The 17,389-nt window shown below is 59.8% G+C and carries 14 protein-coding genes; 8 read left to right on the top strand and 6 right to left on the bottom strand.

Going from position 1 to position 17,389, the window contains the following annotated elements; translation table 11 throughout:
* Window positions 1-7: 7 nt before the first annotated feature.
* From miaB to JAO77_RS21580, 6 genes are all read right to left on the bottom strand, one after another.
* Entirely contained in the window at window positions 8-1,441 is a 1,434-nt protein-coding gene (miaB, locus tag JAO77_RS21555; RefSeq protein ID WP_198992573.1) for a tRNA (N6-isopentenyl adenosine(37)-C2)-methylthiotransferase MiaB, read from the bottom strand.
* A 170-nt stretch (window positions 1,442-1,611) separates the two neighbouring features.
* Window positions 1,612-2,895 carry an anthranilate synthase component I family protein gene (locus JAO77_RS21560; protein WP_198992575.1) on the bottom strand — a complete coding sequence of 428 codons (1,284 nt, stop codon included), beginning with the start codon at window positions 2,893-2,895 and terminating at the stop codon, window positions 1,612-1,614.
* A gap of 90 nt (window positions 2,896-2,985) precedes the next feature.
* Window positions 2,986-4,545: a tetratricopeptide repeat protein gene (locus tag JAO77_RS21565; protein ID WP_198992579.1), complete on the bottom strand. Its 1,560-nt coding sequence runs from the start codon at window positions 4,543-4,545 to the stop codon at window positions 2,986-2,988.
* A 67-nt stretch (window positions 4,546-4,612) separates the two neighbouring features.
* On the bottom strand, window positions 4,613-5,380 hold the full coding sequence (locus JAO77_RS21570) for a zinc ribbon domain-containing protein (RefSeq protein WP_198992580.1): 768 nt from the start codon (window positions 5,378-5,380) through the stop codon (window positions 4,613-4,615).
* Window positions 5,370-6,485, bottom strand: coding sequence for a Nif3-like dinuclear metal center hexameric protein (locus JAO77_RS21575; RefSeq protein WP_198992589.1), 1,116 nt, complete (start codon window positions 6,483-6,485; stop codon window positions 5,370-5,372). The genes JAO77_RS21570 and JAO77_RS21575 overlap by 11 nt, the downstream gene beginning before the upstream one ends.
* Window positions 6,486-6,908: 423 nt before the next feature.
* Complete coding sequence (locus tag JAO77_RS21580) at window positions 6,909-7,595, bottom strand: uracil-DNA glycosylase family protein (RefSeq protein ID WP_198992591.1); 687 nt, start codon at window positions 7,593-7,595, stop codon at window positions 6,909-6,911.
* A gap of 136 nt (window positions 7,596-7,731) precedes the next feature.
* Between JAO77_RS21580 and lpxK the strand changes: the two genes are divergently transcribed.
* The 8 genes from lpxK (at window position 7,732) to JAO77_RS21620 (ending at window position 16,748) form a co-directional block, all read left to right on the top strand.
* The gene (gene lpxK, locus JAO77_RS21585; protein ID WP_198992592.1) at window positions 7,732-8,823 is read left to right on the top strand and encodes a tetraacyldisaccharide 4'-kinase; all 1,092 of its coding nucleotides are present in this window, start codon (window positions 7,732-7,734) and stop codon (window positions 8,821-8,823) included.
* A gap of 56 nt (window positions 8,824-8,879) precedes the next feature.
* Entirely contained in the window at window positions 8,880-10,964 is a 2,085-nt protein-coding gene (locus JAO77_RS21590; protein ID WP_198992593.1) for a putative porin, read from the top strand.
* 367 nt (window positions 10,965-11,331) lie between these two features.
* The gene (locus JAO77_RS21595) at window positions 11,332-11,928 is read left to right on the top strand and encodes a MiaE family protein (RefSeq protein ID WP_198992595.1); all 597 of its coding nucleotides are present in this window, start codon (window positions 11,332-11,334) and stop codon (window positions 11,926-11,928) included.
* 128 nt (window positions 11,929-12,056) lie between these two features.
* Window positions 12,057-12,494 (top strand): tRNA (adenosine(37)-N6)-threonylcarbamoyltransferase complex ATPase subunit type 1 TsaE, encoded by a 438-nt coding sequence (tsaE, locus tag JAO77_RS21600; RefSeq protein ID WP_198992605.1) that lies wholly within the window; start codon window positions 12,057-12,059, stop codon window positions 12,492-12,494.
* A 121-nt stretch (window positions 12,495-12,615) separates the two neighbouring features.
* Window positions 12,616-13,842 carry an alanine dehydrogenase gene (locus tag JAO77_RS21605; RefSeq protein WP_198992607.1) on the top strand — a complete coding sequence of 409 codons (1,227 nt, stop codon included), beginning with the start codon at window positions 12,616-12,618 and terminating at the stop codon, window positions 13,840-13,842.
* 153 nt (window positions 13,843-13,995) lie between these two features.
* Window positions 13,996-14,712, top strand: a complete 717-nt coding sequence (locus tag JAO77_RS21610) for a DUF421 domain-containing protein (RefSeq protein WP_198992609.1) — start codon at window positions 13,996-13,998, stop codon at window positions 14,710-14,712.
* A 154-nt stretch (window positions 14,713-14,866) separates the two neighbouring features.
* On the top strand, window positions 14,867-15,532 hold the full coding sequence (locus JAO77_RS21615; RefSeq protein ID WP_198992610.1) for a YetF domain-containing protein: 666 nt from the start codon (window positions 14,867-14,869) through the stop codon (window positions 15,530-15,532).
* A 325-nt stretch (window positions 15,533-15,857) separates the two neighbouring features.
* Window positions 15,858-16,748, top strand: a complete 891-nt coding sequence (locus tag JAO77_RS21620) for an SDR family oxidoreductase (protein WP_198992612.1) — start codon at window positions 15,858-15,860, stop codon at window positions 16,746-16,748.
* Window positions 16,749-17,389 lie beyond the last annotated feature (641 nt).

Here is a 17,389-nt window from a genome sequence, read left to right on the forward strand (position 1 = left end):
ATGCTAACTAACTGACTGCTTCTCCTAGCAGAGCACCACCGGTCGTGCTCGTTACAAACACATTAACGTAGTCGCCCTTCTGGAAAGTACCCTTGGGGAAAATAACGACCTGGTTTTGGCTGTTGCGACCGCTCAGGTGCTCCTGCGAGCGCTTCGAGAAGTTCTCCACCAGCACTTTATGCACGCGGCCTACCATGCGGGCGTAGCGAGCGCGGGCGTGCAACTGCTGGCGGTCGATGATTTCCTGCAAGCGACGCTTTTTAATTTCCAGTGGAATGTCGTCTTCGAGCTTGCGGGCGGCCAGCGTGCCGGGGCGCTCTGAGTAGAAGAAGTTGTAGCCCATGTCGTACTGCGCGAAGTCGATGAGGCTCAGGCTATCCTGGTGTTCCTCTTCGGTTTCGGAGCAGAAGCCGGCAATCATGTCAGTCGAGATGGCGCAATCCTCACCTAGGATGCGGCGAATGGCCTGCACCCGCTCTTCGTACCAGGGGCGGTCGTAGGTGCGGTTCATCAGTTCCAGCACCCGCGAGTTGCCGCTCTGGGCGGGCAGGTGGATGTATTTACAGATGTTTTCGTGCCGCGCCATGGTGTGCAGCACCTCGTCGGTAATGTCCTTGGGGTGCGAGGTCGAGAAGCGTACACGCAGCGCAGGGCTGATGAGCGCCACGCGCTCCAGCAGTTGCGCAAAATTGACGCGCTCAGTGCCGTCTTCACTAGCCCATTTATAGGAGTCTACATTCTGACCTAGGAGGGTAACTTCTTTGTAGCCAGCAGCTACTAGGTCAGCGGCTTCCTGCACAATGCTGTGGGCATCGCGGCTGCGCTCGCGCCCGCGGGTGAAGGGCACTACGCAGAACGAGCACATGTTGTCGCAGCCGCGCATGATGCTGATGAAGGCCGTGATGCCGTTCGAGTTCAGGCGCACTGGCGTGATGTCGGCGTAGGTTTCCTCGCGGCTCAGCAGCACGTTCACCGCCTTTTGCCCGCCATCAACCTGGCTGATAAGCTGCGGCAGGTCGCGGTAGGCGTCGGGGCCCACTACGAGGTCCACGATTTTCTCTTCCTCTAAGAACTTGCTCTTTAGGCGCTCGGCCATGCAGCCGAGCACACCCACCAGCATGCCGGGCTTGCGCTTTTTATGCGAGTTAATTTGCTTGAGGCGCATGCGCACCGTTTGCTCAGCCTTCTCGCGGATGGAGCAGGTGTTGAGCAGCACGAGGTCGGCCCCGGCGAGGTCCTCGGTGGTATCAAACCCCTCGTCGGCCAGAATGCTGGACACGATTTCGGAGTCGGAGAAATTCATCTGGCAGCCGTAGCTCTCGATGTAGAGCTTGCGGGCGCGGCCAGTGCGCGTGGCAGCGCTCACCCGCACGTCGGCGGGCAGGGCGTCGGCTACGGGCGCTTTATCGAGAAAATCTAAGGTAATGAGCGGTTGAGACATAGCAGGCAAGAGGCCCTAGGCTAGGAGCCAGGCCATAACAAAGATACAAAATAGCGTTGGGAAATGACAGAATGACAGTTTTTCAATTATCAATGAGCAATTATCAATGAGCAGTTTTCAGCTAGTCTGACGTTGTTGGGTATGTCACTGCTTGCCGGGCGGATAATTATTCATTGCTCATTGATATTTGTTGAAAGCGCCTGCAGCACGCCTTGCGCCTTGAGCAAACATTCTTGGTACTCCTGCTCAGGCACCGAGTCGTAGGTGATAGCCGAGCCCACTTGCAGGCTGAGATAGCCGGTGTCGGCGCGGTATTGTAGGCTGCGAATCACGACGTTAAAATCGAACCCGCCATCAGGCCAAACCAGACCAAAGCTGCCGCTGTAGAGGCCGCGCCGGGTAGCCTCGTACTGCTCGATGAGCTGCATGGCCCGAATTTTAGGCGCGCCCGTCATGGAGCCCATCGGGAAGGTAGCGCGCAGAATATCGCCTAGGTCAATGCCAGGGCGCAGTTCGGCCGCGACGGTCGAAATCAGCTGCCACACGTGCCGAAAGCCGTAGGTACCAAATAATTCGGGCACGTGCACGGTGCCCGGCCGGGCCACGCGTGCAAGGTCGTTGCGCACCAGGTCTACTATCATTAGGTTTTCGGCGCGCTCCTTTTCGTCGTGCAGCAAGGCCAGGCGCTGCGCTTCATCCTCGGCCGGGGTAGGGCCGCGCCGCCGCGTGCCTTTGATGGGCTGCGAAGTGATGATGCCTTGTTGGCTAGCGATAAACTGCTCAGGCGAGGCGCATAGTAGGTAATGGTCGTGGTGGCGCAGAAAGCCCGCGTAGGGCGCTGGCGAAGCCGCATTGAGCTGCCAAAAGGTAGCTACCGGGTCGAGCACCACTCTTTTGGCGTAGAACTCCTGACACAGATTCAACTCATACACTTCGCCGCTTAGAATGTCTTCACGCACGGCCTCCACGGCCCCTAGGTAGTCGGCGCGCGGCACACGAGGGCGCAACGGCGGCACGGCAGCCAGAGCAACAGCGGGCACCTCAGTCGCCAGAATGGCCGCCAGCACGCCGGCCGTGTGGCCGTGTAGCTCCACAGCATCGGCCTGCCAATGCAGCCAGGTTTCGGGCCGAAAGAAATGCAGGGCGGGCCAGGCTAAGCCCGCGAAATTCTGGCTGTGCAGTGCCTCTATTTCATCTTTAACCTCATACGTCACAAAGCCGCAGTATGGTCCTGGCTGTTCGGACTCCGCGCGCAAATAGGCGGCCAAATCGACCAGCGAAGCCGGGGCCACGGGCGCGGCTGGGGCCACAGCCAGCAACCGGCTAAAGGTACCAGGGGCCGACTGCTGCAAATCATTGTGCTCGTAGTAAGCACAATGTGGAAATTGCGCCGCCCACTGCAAGGCGCGGTGGCAAAAATCGGTAGGTAAGTCGGAAAGCGGAATGCGGAGCATGAAAATGCCGTGGACCCTGCGGGCCCGCGTAGGGGTAGGCAAAGTAAGGCGCAGCACATGCGGACTAGCAGGGCCCACGCGTGCTGCGGGTTACAGCTGGCGCAGGGCCAACTTGGCTTTTTGGTCGGTGCTGTTTTTGTATTCGTGTTTGGGATAGGCCACGGCCCGCTCAAAATACGCCTTGGCCGCCGCCTTTTGCCCGGTCGCCTGGGCCAAGTAGCCGAGCTGTAAGGCCGCCTGGGGCGCGAAGTAGTAGGCGGGCTCACCTAGGGCAGCCGAGCGGCGCAGCGTGCGCAGGTAGTCGGTGCGGGCCGAATCGAGGCGGCCAAGACCTTGCCACACGCGGGCGCGGCGATATGGCGCTTCGAGCTGGTCGCGGGTGGGTGTGGTGGTGCTGGGCCGGAACTGCTGCAACGTGCTCAATGCCTGCGCATAATAGCCACCGTCGGTTTGTAGGCGGGCGCGGGTGAGGATGGTGTTGAGCGACTGTGCATCGTGGTAAAAGCGCTGAGCGTAAATATCTTCCTCAATGGTGAGCGGGCCGGCTTGGTTGATTTGCTGGCGGTAGCGCTCTTGGGTGGCGGCTGGCGCGCCGCCCAGCCAGGCGGCTAGGTACAGCTTAAAGGCCGCGTCCTTACGGTAATAATCACCCCGGTACTCGCGCAAAAACTGTTCGTTTTCGGCTAGCGAGGCGGCGTAGTCGCCCTTATATAGCAGCAAGTCGCCGGCCAGGTGGTGCACGAAGCCCAGTGGGTAATACGCCGGCCCCACCGGCCGGGCGCGGTAGGCGGCCAGCGCCTCATCGCCGTGGTGCTGGCGCTTGTTGAGGCTAACGACTAGATAATTAAATAACAGATTGTCGGGCTGCTCGCGGGCCAGGCGGCCAGCCAGGGCCAAGCTTTCGGAGCCCTGCTTGTAGTACGATTCCCGAATGAGCGCTAGTAAAATCTGGCTTTCCGTTTGAAAGTCATTGGGCTGCACAGCGGCCGCGTTTAGGTTACGCAGGCCTTCCTCCACGCTGCCGCGTAACCCTAGCAACCGCAAAAACCAGTGGTAGCCCTCGGGTAAGGAGCCAATACCGAACTGACACAGCCCTAGGGTCTTGCGGGCTGGCACAAACGCCGGGTAGTGCGCAGCTACAGCTTGCATGAGGCCGGCCGTGCGGCGTAGGTTCCAGGCGCCGCGCACTTCATGATGAAAGCCGATTTGGCCGAGTGCCTGATGCAGGCTGATTTCGGCCTGGGCGTAGTCGCGCAGGGCGCTGGCGGGTGCCTTATCTAGCGCGGCCAGCCGGGCATCATGGGCAGCCATCGTGGCCTCGTAGCGGCCGGCATCCTGGCTGATAATGAGCGCCACAAAATCGGCGCAGTCGGCCACGAGCAGCGTGCCGGGCGCAGTAGGGGGCTCGGCGGCTAGTAGCTGGCGGCAGGTAGTTACTTTCAGCTTTAAGAGCTCGGCATACGCACGGCGGGCGGCGGGCGAGAGGGTTTCTAGTTTCTGATTTTCAAATTCTGGTTCAGCAGGCGACGGTTGCTGGTAAGAATTGGACCGCAGTGGGGCGCAGCAGAGCACGCAGCAGAGCACAGAAGGCCCGACGACCTGCTGCACCCCGCTGCGTACCCCTCTGCAAACCTCTGCGAGAAAACTCATAAACAAGCTGATATAAAAAAAGGAACGACTAAAGCCGTTCCTTTTTTCAAAAACAAAAACTAGCGACCTAGGCAGCCTGCTTGCCTTCTACGTCGGCCAGGATGCGGCCGCAGTGCTCGCACACGATGATTTTCTTGTGCGAGATGATGTCGGCCTGGCGCTGCGGGGGCACTGTGTTGAAGCAGCCACCGCAGGCGTCGCGGCGCACGAGCACTACCGCCAGGCGGTTGCGCATGTTGCCGCGGATGCGGTCGTAGGCCGTCAGCAGGCGGGGCTCTACGGGCTGAGTGGCACCGTCGCGCTCGGTCATGAGGGTTTTTTCCTCGGCCTCGTTTTCGGCTACGATGGTGTCGAGCTCGCTTTTCTTGGTATCGAGGTCCTTGCGGCGCTCGTCGAGGCGCTGGCGGGTGCCGTTGGCCTCAGTGTTTTTCTGCTCAATCTGGTACTGAGCTTCTTTGATTTTCTTGTCCGAAATCTGGATTTCCAGGCGCTGAAGCTCGATTTCCTTGGCAATGGCCTCGTACTCACGGTTATTGCGCACGTTGGTTTGCTGCTCTTCGTAGCGCTTAATGAGGCCTTCGGCTTCTTTGGTAGCGGCTTTGCGCTGCTTAATCTGGTCGTTGAGGCCGCTGATTTCGTCATCGAAGCGCTTCACGCGGGCTTCGTAGCCGGCAATCTCGTCTTCCAGGTCGCGGACTTCCTCGGGCAGGTCGCCGCGCACACGCCGGATTTCATCGAGCTGCGAATCAATGCGTTGCAGATTGAGCAGCGCTTCGAGCTTGGCCGAAATGGGCGCATCAGCCGGGTTGACCACGGCGGCGGAGTTAGCAGTCATATTGAACGGGATTTGTGGGAGTTTCAGCGAATAAGACCGCAAAAGTACGACCGAACGCCGCCAGCAGCAAATCGCGGAGGATTTCGCCCGTAAACTGCTCGCTCTCAAAATGGCCCACATCGCAGAGCATCAGTCGGCCTTCGGGAGCAAAAAACTCGTGGTATTTCACGTCGCCCGTCACGTAGGCATCGGCCCCGCTGCCCACCGCCGCGCCGGTCAGAAAGCTGCCCGCGCCGCCGCATAGGGCCACCTTCTTAATGTCTTGGTCAAAGGCCGTGTATTTCACCACCGGCACCCCTAGGGCCTGCTTGAGGCGGGCGCGAAAATCGGCCGGGCTCAAGGCTTCGGGCAGCTCGCCCACCATGCCCGCGCCCACGTCTTGGTGTTGGTTTTCGAGCTTCACAAGCTCGTAGGCCACTTCCTCGTAGGGGTGCGCCTGGCGCAGGGCCGCCAGCACGGCATCTTGGCGGTGCAAAGGCAGCAGCACTTCGAGCTTGATTTCGGACACAGCTTCGGCCTGCAGCTGCAACCCGATGGTGGGCTGGGCATCCGGGCCGGGCGTGAAGGTGCCCGTGCCCGGCGTCTGGAAGCTGCAGTCTTTATAATCTCCGACTTGGCCCGCACCAGCGGCGTACATGGCTTGCAGCACTTGCTCGGCCAGGCCAGGGTACGCGGCCGTAGCGGGCACGTAGGTACTGAGGCGACCTAGGGTGCCGGTTTTAGGGGCCAGAATGCGGAGGTTGACCAAGCCCAGCTTTTCGGCCAGCTTGGCGTTTACGCCCTGGCGCACGTGGTCGAGGTTGGTGTGGGCGGCGTAGATAGCCACGTCGGCCTTGAGGGCGGCCATAATGGTTTGCTCAACCAAGCCCTTGCCAGTAAGGCGCTTGAGCGGCCGAAAAATAACCGGGTGGTGGCACAGTACCACGTTGCAGCCACGCCGGGCGGCCTCGGCTACCACGGTGGGTGTGCAGTCGAGGGCAATGAGCACGCCCGTAATTTCGGCGCTAGGCAGACCGCATTGCAGGCCGGCGTTGTCGTAGCTTTCCTGGTAGGCGAGGGGGGCGGCGGCCTCGATGAGGCGCGCTAGGTCTTGAACGGTAGGCACGGGAGTAGGAGCGGGGTTGTTAACGAGGAGAATAAACTGTGTATTCCAAGCACTTTATTCTGCGGGTTACGTACATTTGCAGCATAAACAAAGGCCGCACCTCGCGGCACGGCCTTTGCCAACTTAGTTACCCCAATGCGTAGCGGCGGTAAGCGCGCCGCCACCCATTAAGATAGCCCCGACAAGCCATTTAACTAGCTCAGGGGGCATTCGGAGCCGGACCTTAAAGTCAAACTCCTGCTTCGCCTTTTTACTTTCCATTGTTCCGAATGAAGTAAAGGGTTCTGCGAAAACCCCCACACTTCTCGAAGCCCTGGCTGCTCCAACAGCCGGGGCTTCTCTTTTTTCAGAGTAGCCGTTGGGCTGGGGGACGTACCAAACGCGAGTTGCAGGCAAAGGTAGCGGGAGCTGCGCAGAGCTAACCTAGGGCAGCAGCCCGCCCAGTACCTCCACGTAGCGGGCTACGTTTTCGGCCAGAAACCGGCGGCGGTACTGCATCAGAAAGCGCGGGTGGTCAAGTACTTCAATGCGGTCGAAGAGGCCCAGTTCATCATTTAGCTGGCGCAAAAACTCGCCGTTGCGGCGGCCTAGGCTCACGGCTACGTCGCGTCGTAGGTTGAGCTGCTCGGCCTGCTGGGTTAGGGACAGGCGCATGTCGGGCCACAAAGCTTTAATGATGGCCGATGCGTCGTAGTAGTTGTAGTTTTTGCCGGCGTGCGTGAGCTCTAGCGGGTAGATGGAGCTGAGGAAAAAATGCTCGTAAAAGGGCGTGGGGCCGCCGAGCTCAGCGATGAACTTGTACACGAACTCGCTTGATAGCTCGCGCCGCTGCTTGGGCAGGCTGTGGGCAATGCCGCAGATATCAGTGAGCGCTACCGGGTCGGTGAAAGCCACACCAGTGCGCCCGCCGCCAAAGCGGCCGGGGTTGATGCCGAAGATGCCCACGCGCTGCCCATTGCCCCGGTAGTATTTCTGTGCAAACGCTGTGATAATACCCGCTACGGCTGAGTCTTCGGCCGAGCGGCGGACTTCTACGCTGCCCGGCAGGGGCGAATCGGGGAGAGGAAAGGTGCGCAGTAGGTGCAGCAGGCGGGTGGCAAAATCGGGCATAGACCGCGGATTCAAACAGATTTTTAGGATGTAACGGATACGCCCAGCTGCGCCGGGCTGGCTGGTTCTGTTGGGCGATGAAGAAGCTCCTTACGCCCGTGGCGCAGGCTGGTTGTTTGCTGCCGACCTTTGCGCCATGCGCCCAAGTACCAAGCACCAAGCACTAAGCACTATCCTGCTGCCTTTTGCGTGGCTCTACGCGGCCGTGCTAGCCGTGCGCAACTGGCTCTACGACCACGGCTGGAAGGCCTCGGCCCCCGGCTGGGTGCCACTCGTGGGGGTAGGCAACCTGCGGGTGGGCGGCACTGGCAAAACGCCCCACGTAATTTGGGTAGTAGAGGAGTTGCTGCGCCAGGGCCAGCGCCCGGCCATCCTGAGCCGCGGCTACGGCCGCCAGACCCAAGGCCCGCGCTTGGCCACGCTCACCGACTCGGCCGCCACGGTAGGAGACGAGCCGTGGCAGTATTTTGAGCAATTCAGTACCCTAGGCGTGCCCGTGGCGGTGGCCGAAAATCGCCAGCTCGGCCTCGACCTCTTGCGCCAGCATCATCCCGAGCTTACGACCGTAGTGCTCGACGATGCCTACCAGCACCGCCGCGTGCGCCCCACGCTCAACATCTTGCTCACCGAGCTGGCCCGGCCTTTTTACCACGATTACGTGCTGCCCGCCGGCCGCCTGCGCGAAACCCGCGCCGGAGCCGCCCGCGCCGATGTAGTGATTATTACGAAGTGCCCCCCCGATATAATGGCTGAGGCGCAGGCTGAGGCTACGGCCCAGGTGCGGCGCTATGCCCGGCCGGGTGCACCAGTACTGTTCTCGGCCTACGCCTACACCGCGCCCCAGCCGCTTACGGCCGCCGCGCGGGCCCTTGGGGCACCTAGGGCCGGCCAATCGGCGCTGCTGCTCACGGGTATTGCGCAGCCAGGCCCCCTGCGCGAGCACCTGCTGGCGGCCGGTTTTCAGCTGGCGGAAGAGTTTATTTTTCCTGACCACCACGCCTTCGCGCCGGCCGACCTAGGCGCCGTGCGTGCGCGCTGGCGGGCCGGGCAGCCTATTTTTACGACCGAAAAGGATGCTACCCGGCTGCTAGCTCCCGCGCTGGATGAGGCGCTGGCGGGCCTGCCGGTGTACACGATTCCGGTGCGCGTGGCGTTGCTGGGCACCGGCGCGGCCCGGCTGCGGGCGCTGCTGCCGGGTGCAAGCCCAAGTTCACCGGTACTTTTATGAGTTCAGGCGGGCGCTGCCATTCGGCGCCGGCCCTAATTTGCCTGTTGTTACCCCGCATGGTTTTTCCTTCGACCGCCGCCACCCGCTGGCTTTTCTTGCTGCTTGGGCTAGTGCTGGGCGCGCCGCTGCTGGGGCAAGCCCAGATTGTGGACGACTCGACCAAGGTGCTCTACGGGCCCAAGACGACCCGCGTCATCTACGAGGCCGATTTGCGGCGCGACTCCACGCGCGGCGTGCTCATCGATACCTCGCTGGTGCGCTGGCCCCAGGCAAAGTATTGGCTGCACGATAGCACGTTTCAGCAAGAGCTCGGCACCATGGGTTCGGCCTCGCGGCCGCTGCTCTTTCAGGCCAATACAGCGCTGGGGGCCCGCCTAGGGCGCAACGTGTTTGACCGCTACACCCGCGACGCCAGTCAGGTGCCGTACTACGACAGCCGCTCGCCGTACTCGTTTTTTCGCTTTATCCAGAGTGGGGCAGGCGAGCAAATCTTCGAAATCAGCTACAGCCGCTCGCTCAAGAAAAACTTTAGCATTGGGGCCGCCTACGAGCGTATTGCGTCTAACCGAATAGTGGGGCCTGGCGCCAGTGGCGGCGCCGATGCAGGATTGGTGGAGCACAACGCCGCCCGGTTTTTTGCCCGCTACCAAACCGACGACGAGCGCTACCACCTCATGGTGAGCCTTGTAGATACCCGCCACCGTGCCGCAGAGCAGGGCGGCGTGCTACCGCTAGCCAGCGATACACTTTATCCGGGTAAGCTCAACCCGAATAGACTATTCGTGTACGACCGCGCCCAGGTCAACTTGGCCTACGCCACCAATACCGACGACCGCGACCAGCTGCACCTCTTCCACACATACCGGCTGCTGGGGCGTGGGGTCACAGCCTACCACGTGTTCGATATCCAGCGGCAGTACAACGGCTACATCGATAATAACCTCACGGCGACTTTCAACTCGCCAGTGACGACCACCGACGGGGCGTTTTACCAGGGCCGCACACCGCTGCGCAACCCCACACTGACGGCCGACCGCGTAACCTATCGGCAGGCCGAGAATACGGTGGGTTTCCTAGGTAGTACCGACCGCGTGGCCTACGACGTGTATGCTCGCTACCGCGCTGCCTCGCTGAGCCAAAGCACGCAGTTGCCTATTCCAGCCACCTCTACCAATCCCACGACCCCGGCCCCTACGGACGGGTTCCGCGATTCCTATTCGCAGATTTTTTTTGGTGGCACGGCATCCTTCAACTACCGCACTATTTATGCGGTGGAAGTAGCTGGCGAATATAAGCCTTTCGGGTATAATCCATTGGGTGAGTATTGGTTGCGTGGCCGCATCCGCACTGGGCCGCTCTCGGCCGAGCTACTCACCACATCTTACGCTCCCACGCTTACGCAGCAGCGGCAGCTGGGCAACCGCTACACGTGGCGGTATGAAAAGGATGAGAGATTGAATGTAGACAATAGGTTCGATAACACAAAGGTCACCCAGCTCACGGGACGCTTGCAGCAGCGCCTGCCACTGCTGGCCGACCATTCCATCGACGCCAGCTTCTCATTTGCCGACATTCGTGACCTAGTTTATTATACCTATGACCCTACTATTAGCCCCGAATACAACCGGCTGAGCTCCTTGCTCGGGCCTACGCAGGATGGGAGTAATGCGCAGAAGAACGGTAATAGTACGCAACTGCTCATTGCCACTGCCCGGCATCGCTTTAGAGTGGGTAAGGTATTTTTTGATAACCAGGGCACGTATACCCTTGGGGCAAGTGCCGACAGTGCCGTCCTCCGCATTCCAACGCTCGTTACCGAGTCACGGGTGTACTACCAGACGCACGTGTTTAAGAAAGCCCTGCTGGCGCAGCTAGGGGCTGAGCTCTATTACCAGTCGGCTTTCAAGGGATACGGCTACAGCCCTAGCGTGCAGCAATTCTACATACAGAACAGCTTCACCATCCGCAACTACGCCCTAGCCAACGTGTTTCTCACGGCCGATATCAAGGCGGCTACTATCTTCCTGAAGGTGGCCTATCTCAACCAGGGCCTCGGCCACGATGGCTATTTCGCGTCACCTTTCTACATCGGCTACCCACGCCGTTTGCAGCTCGGCGTGCGGTGGCGCTTCTTCACCTAGACCGCAGATTCGAACGGATTTTTAGGATGTAACGGATACGCCCGGCGCCGCCGGGCTGACTGGGTAGCCGTAGCGTATGGGTTAGCTTGCGTAGCATAGTAGGGTCCAAACTTAAAAGGTCAGTCACGCTTTTAGTCTGTGTAAGTGCTCGCTACGACGCGGCGGCGGGCCGCCACTAACGTTGCGCGCAGTGTTGTAAGAGCTGCGCACGACGCATAATACCTTGGTCTTGCCGAAATTTGCGCACTACTACCACCTAGGGCGCCTGCGTGGACCAATCAGCTTCTATCTCCAGCCACTGCAAGCATAGCCAGCCCGGCGCCGCCGGGCGTATCCGTTACATCCTAAAAATCCGTTCGAATCTGCGGTGAAGACCATCCTTAAGCTCAAGCTCAATACCGACCCACGCTGGGTTGACATTGCCAGCAAAAACCTCGAAGAGATACTGGTAGACCACGCCTACTGCGAGCAGAAGGCAGCCAGCACTGGCATTTCGCTCATCGTGCACTACCCCGAAAAGGAGCGCCTCGTGGACGAGCTCACGGCCCTGGTGGCCGAGGAGTGGGAGCACTTCGACCGCGTGGTTAAGGAGCTGCGCAAGCGCAACCTGCCCCTAGGGCGCCCGCGGCGCGACGAATACGTGGTGCAGCTGATGGCCCACGTGCGCAAGGGCGGCCCCCGCGAGCGCCAGCTCATGGACCAGTTGCTGGTGTCGTCGCTCATCGAGGCGCGCAGCTGCGAGCGCTTCAAGCTACTATGGCTGCACCTGCAAGACCGCGACCCCGAGCTCAGCCAGTTTTACTACGAGCTGATGGCCAGCGAGGCCGGCCACTTTGTGAGCTACGTAGACCTGGCCAAGGAATACTGCGACCCCGCCGAGGTAGACGTCCGCCTGCAAGAACTGCTCAAGCTAGAGGGCGAGATTATCGTGAACCTGCCCGTGCGCAACGACCGCATGCACTAGTGTATGGTCGTCATGCAGCGCGCAGCGAAGCATCTCGCGTGGCGCAGTAATTAATGACCTTAACAACGGTGCGAGCGAGATGCTTCGCTGCGCGCTGCATGACCAAGCATCTCGGTCAGCTATTTAAAATGTCTACTCTTACAATCGATATTCCTACCCTAGAGGCCCTGCCTGCCGTAGCCCAGCAGCTAGCTGCCGCCATCGCCGAAAGCGGCCACTCGGTGGTAGCCTTCGAGGGCGAGATGGGCGCGGGCAAAACCACGCTTATCCGGGCCCTAGGGACCGCGCTGGGCGTAGCCGACGATGTGAGCAGCCCCACCTTTGCCCTGGTCAATGAATACCGTAGTGGGCAGGGGCAACCCATTTATCATTTTGATTTTTACCGCATTGACTCTGAAGAAGAGGCAGTTCGCCTGGGTGCAGCTGAGTACTTCGATTCGGGGTATCTTTGTCTAGTGGAATGGCCTGCCCGCGTGGCTGGTTTATTACCCGCCGCCCATTTGCAGGTTGAATTGGTTGTAACGGGCTCAGAGTCAAGACGATTATTCATTACTAAGTATCACTAAGCAAGTAGCACGCAGTACCCATCACGTATCGAATGCCGGCCTGCCGGGGTGTGCGACGCCCCACCTAGGGCTGATTTTTCTTCGATAATTGATACTTATTCGTTGCTAGTTGAAAAAATATATGGCCGAACAGCTACCCCCCGGCTTCGGTGCGCTGGCCACCAGCCGCGCCTACTTCACCCAGGAGTCGATGCTGGCCGTGGAAACGCGCAAGCGCAAGCTCTTTATCGGGCTGCCCAAGGAAACCTCCTTGCAGGAAAACCGCCTGGGTCTCACGCCCGAAGCCGTGCTGCACCTTGTGAATGAGGGCCACGAAGTGATGTTGGAAAGTGGGGCCGGCGAGCCCAGCAAGTACTCCGACCATGACTACTCGGAGGCGGGCGCTACCATCGCCTACTCCACGGAGGAGGTCTACAAGGCCGATATCATTCTGAAGGTGGCCCCGCCCACGCTGGAAGAAATCGAGTTGATGCGTCCCGGCCAAACGCTGATTTCGGCCCTGCAAATGGGCACCATGACGCCCGAGTTCGTCAACGCCCTGGCCCGTAAGAAGGTCAACGCCATTGGTTTCGAGCTGATAAAAGACCCCAGCGGGGCGCGGCCGGTGGTGCGCGCCATGAGCGAAATTGCGGGCTCGACGGTGATGCTGGTGGCGGCTGAGTACCTGGCCCGCTCCAACGAGGGCAAGGGCATCATCCTAGGTGGCATCACGGGGGTGCCGCCGTCGCAGGTCGTGATTCTGGGGGCAGGCACGGTGGCCGAGTACGCGGCCCGTGCTGCTATTGGCCTGGGCGCCGAGGTGAAAGTGTTTGACAACCACCTGTATAAGCTGCGCCGCCTTAAGCACAACCTAGGTGCCCAGCTCTATACCAGCACGCTCGATACCTTCGCCCTGAGCCAGCAGATTCGGCGGGCCGACGTGGTTATTGGTGCGCTGGCGGTGGAAGAGGGGCGCATTCCGTTTATGGTGCCCGAAAACATGGTGGCCAGCATGGCTGCCGGCTCCATCATCATCGACATCAGCATCGACCAGGGCGGGTGTTTCGAAACCAGCGAGCTCACCAGCCACAGCAAGCCCGTGTTTCGCAAGTATGATGTGGTGCACTACTGCGTGCCCAATATTGCCTCGCGCGTGCCCCGCACCGCCACCAATGCGCTGAGTAATATTTTCACGCCCATCTTACAGGAAATCAGCCAGCAAGGCGGCATCAACGAGGCACTCTTTACCAACGAGCATTTCCGCTCGGGGGTATACATCTACAAGGGCTCGCTGACTAATGCGGCCATTGCCAAGAAATTTAATATGCGCTATAAGGAGCTGGGTCTGCTGATTGCGGTGCGCAATTAATCACAGCCCCACGAAGCTACTAGCTCGGAGCACGGTGCAGCTAACTTAGGTGGCTGCGCTGTGCTCCGTATTGTTGGATAGCTATTTAGCCACAACCCTAGCCGATAGCCTGCCGTTGAGCTTCCTTCACGCAAGGCACCTAGGTAACGGGTTATGAAAAAGGAAGATATTATCTTCAGCGATTGGCAACGCTGGCTATTTGGGGAGGCGCCGCCTTCCTTCGTGGGCGAAACGGCCCTGCGGGCGTTTTTTATCTTCCTCATCATGGTGGTGATAATGCGTCTGATGGGCCGCCGCATGAAGGGGCAGATGTCGGTAACCGAGCTGGCCGTGGTACTAACGCTGGGCGCCGTAATTGCCGGCCCCATGCAGATTCCGACGGCGGGGCTGCTGCCCAGCGTGTCGGTGCTAGTAGCGCTGCTATTTATGCACCGCTTCACTAACTGGCTGGCGTACAAGTCGCGCCCCATGGAGCTGGTGCAGCAAGGCGACGCGGCGGTACTGGTGCGCGATGGCAACCTAGACCTGGCCGCCATGCAGCGGCAGGGCCTCTCGCAGGAGCAGCTGTTTGGCCAACTCCGCAATGAGAATATCGCGCAGCTCGGCGAGCTGCGCCGCGTGTACTTCGAGGCCAACGGCCGCCTTAGCCTCTACAAACTGCCCGAGCCGCAGCCCGGCCTAAGTGTGCTGCCGCGGGAAGATGCGCCGCCCGCCGCCATCAGCGGCCCCGCCCACAACAAGCAGGTGTGCGCCACCTGCGGCCACGTGCCTGCCCCCTCCGACCATGCAGGCACGCACTGCCTGCGCTGCCAAGCCCAAAACTGGGTGCCCGCCTCGCTAGTCAAAACCGGGAAAGAAGGCAAAGAATAGGGGACCCCACAAGCTGGTGAGTACCCGCGCCGCGCTAGTCTATGCTCTAGGTGTTAGGTAGGTGAGCACGCCTTCAAAAGTAAACTCCACGTTATAATTCCTTCTAGCAGGTTCTGTTATGCCGCCCCCCCCGCCTCCCCATATTACTGATTACATGCGCATTCTAATGGGCGATGTGCCCTGGAGCTTCCTGCTCGAATGTGCCCTGCGCCTAGTGGCCATGTACCTGCTGCTGCTAACGGGCCTGCGCCTGATGGGCAAGCGGCAGGCCGGCCAAATCAGCCGCACTGAGCTGGCCGGTCTGGTGTCAATAGCCGTGAGCATCGGTATTCCGCTGCTCTCGCCCGACCGGGGGGTGCTAGCACCGGTGGCCATTGTGGCCACGGTGGTGCTGCTGCACCGGTTCGTGACGCGGTGGGCCGCCAGCCGCCCCACCGCCGAGCACTTGCTGCAAGGCACCGTCACGACGGTAGTCGTTGATGGGGTGATGCAACTGCCCATCATGGAGCGCGTGGTGCTCTCGCGCGAGCGGCTGTTTTCGCAGCTCCGCGGCGATAGCCTCGAGCACCTAGGGCAGGTGCGCCGCTTGTACATGGAGGCCAACGGCACGTTTAGCCTAGTAGAGGAAGACGAGCCCAAGCCGGGTTTATCTATTGTGCCGGGCTGGGACGAAGACTTCCGCAACCTGCAGCCAGTAGCAGCGGGGCAATTTGCCTGCTTACCCTGTGGGCAGGTGGTAGAAGCCTCCCAAGCGCCCGCCCAAAACTGTCCCCATTGCGGTGCCCGCGAGTGGCAGCCCGCGGTAGAAGCCCTAAAATAAATACCTTCTGGGTAGACGGCTGCGTCATGCCTGAGGGTGGGGGACATAGGTGCCGAACAAGGCAGGGCTTATCGGCCAGTGCCGTAAGAAATACTAGGGCTCGACAATAACCCCGTGCTTACGAGTAGAGTACACCTATAAGCAGTAGCCTGCCAGGTTAAAGCTGGTGGGCTACTGCTCTGCGCCACACTTGGCGTACATCAGAAGCGCCCGCGCACAAACCGCCGTGCCACCGCAGGGCTAGGCTTGGTGCAGCAAGCCGCTGCTGGCGCACGCGCCTACCTGGCACGGGCGCTTGGTGTACTTTGTATTTCAGCACGCAATTATGTCTTTCGCAACTACCCCGCCCATCCTTATCACTGGCGGCAGCGGCACCCTAGGGCTGGCCTTCAAGCGGGTATGCCGCATCCGGGGCCTGCACACCATCACCCTCGACCGCGCCGCCCTCGATATTGCTGATGAGGCTGCCATTGCTCGCGCTCTAGGTCGCTATCAACCCTGGGCTGTGGTGAATGCCGCAGGCTATGTGCGCGTAGATGAAGCAGAGGCCGATGCCGACCGCTGCTACCGCGAAAACACCACTGGCCCCGGTCTGCTGGCCGCGGCCTGCGCCGCACGTGGCGTGCAACTGCTCACGTTCTCGTCCGATTTAGTATTTGACGGCCAGCAAGCTACACCCTATCGCGAGGACAGCGCTCCTCAGGCCTTGAGCGTGTATGGCCATAGCAAGCTGCTGGCCGAACAAACGGTGCTGACCCAACTGCCCACCGCGCTGGTAGTGCGCACTAGTGCCTTCTTCAGCGCCTGGGACGAGCACAACTTCGTGTACCACGCCCTCACCGCCGCTCGCCGCGGCGAGGCCTTTGAGGCGGCCGACGACTTGCTCATCTCGCCTACCTACGTGCCCGACCTCGTCAACGTCAGCCTCGACTTGCTGCTCGACCGCGCCTACGGCCTTTGGCACCTTGCCAACGCTGGTACCTACACCTGGGCCGAACTGGCCCGCCTGGCCCTGCGCCTGGCGGGCCTCGATGAGGCGTGCGTGGTGCCACGCCCGGCCGCCAGCATGGGGTGGGCCGCCCGCCGCCCCCGCTACAGTGTGCTAGGCAGCGTGCATGGTACCTTATTGCCCAGCGTAGAAAGCGGCCTGCACCGTCACCTACAAGACGAGCGCTTGCTGGCCCTAGCTAACCCGCCTGCCATACTGGTAGGGTAGAATGAAGTAGGCATAAATTACGTTGGATAGTTTAGGGTGTTAAATAGAACTATTATACATTCCATACTTATCTACACTATATCCTAAATGTACGCTTATATAGGCCCAGTCTACGCTAGCCATTGGTAATTAAGTAATACCGTTGCTGTATGGCTACTTATCCCGCATAGGCTTAAAGAAGCTGAGGTCTGTATGTTGAGTCAGTCGTATGGGGTGTAAAACTCTTGGACTGTAGCGCATAACAGTAATAGCTCATAAATCATAGCCACCAAAGAACTTTTGCCTATAACAGGCGGCTAATACTAGCTTCTTCAAAGTCTACAGCTACCTAGGTAGCAAGAGCAAGTTCTTAAATGCAAGTATTGGCTTATTGTATATGAAATATTCGAACCTGATAAGCGAAGAGAAGGAAAGTCCCTTCACCATTTAGTAGAGGTAACTTCGCTATAGTTATGGTCAATTAAAGTTGCAAGGGAATCATCTTAGATGCACAGTGGTTAGTCATCTTCCTTAAAACATTCCTTTGTTGGCTGATGACAAAAAATAGTAAAAGGATGCAAGCGCTTGCTTTATAAGAATAAAATCGTACTTTTGCACTCCCAATCCGAAAGAGACTGGGTTAGCGGCTGACTCACTCGAAA

Source organism: Hymenobacter sp. BT559 (assembly GCF_016427535.1).
Classification (GTDB): Bacteria; Bacteroidota; Bacteroidia; order Cytophagales; family Hymenobacteraceae; genus Hymenobacter.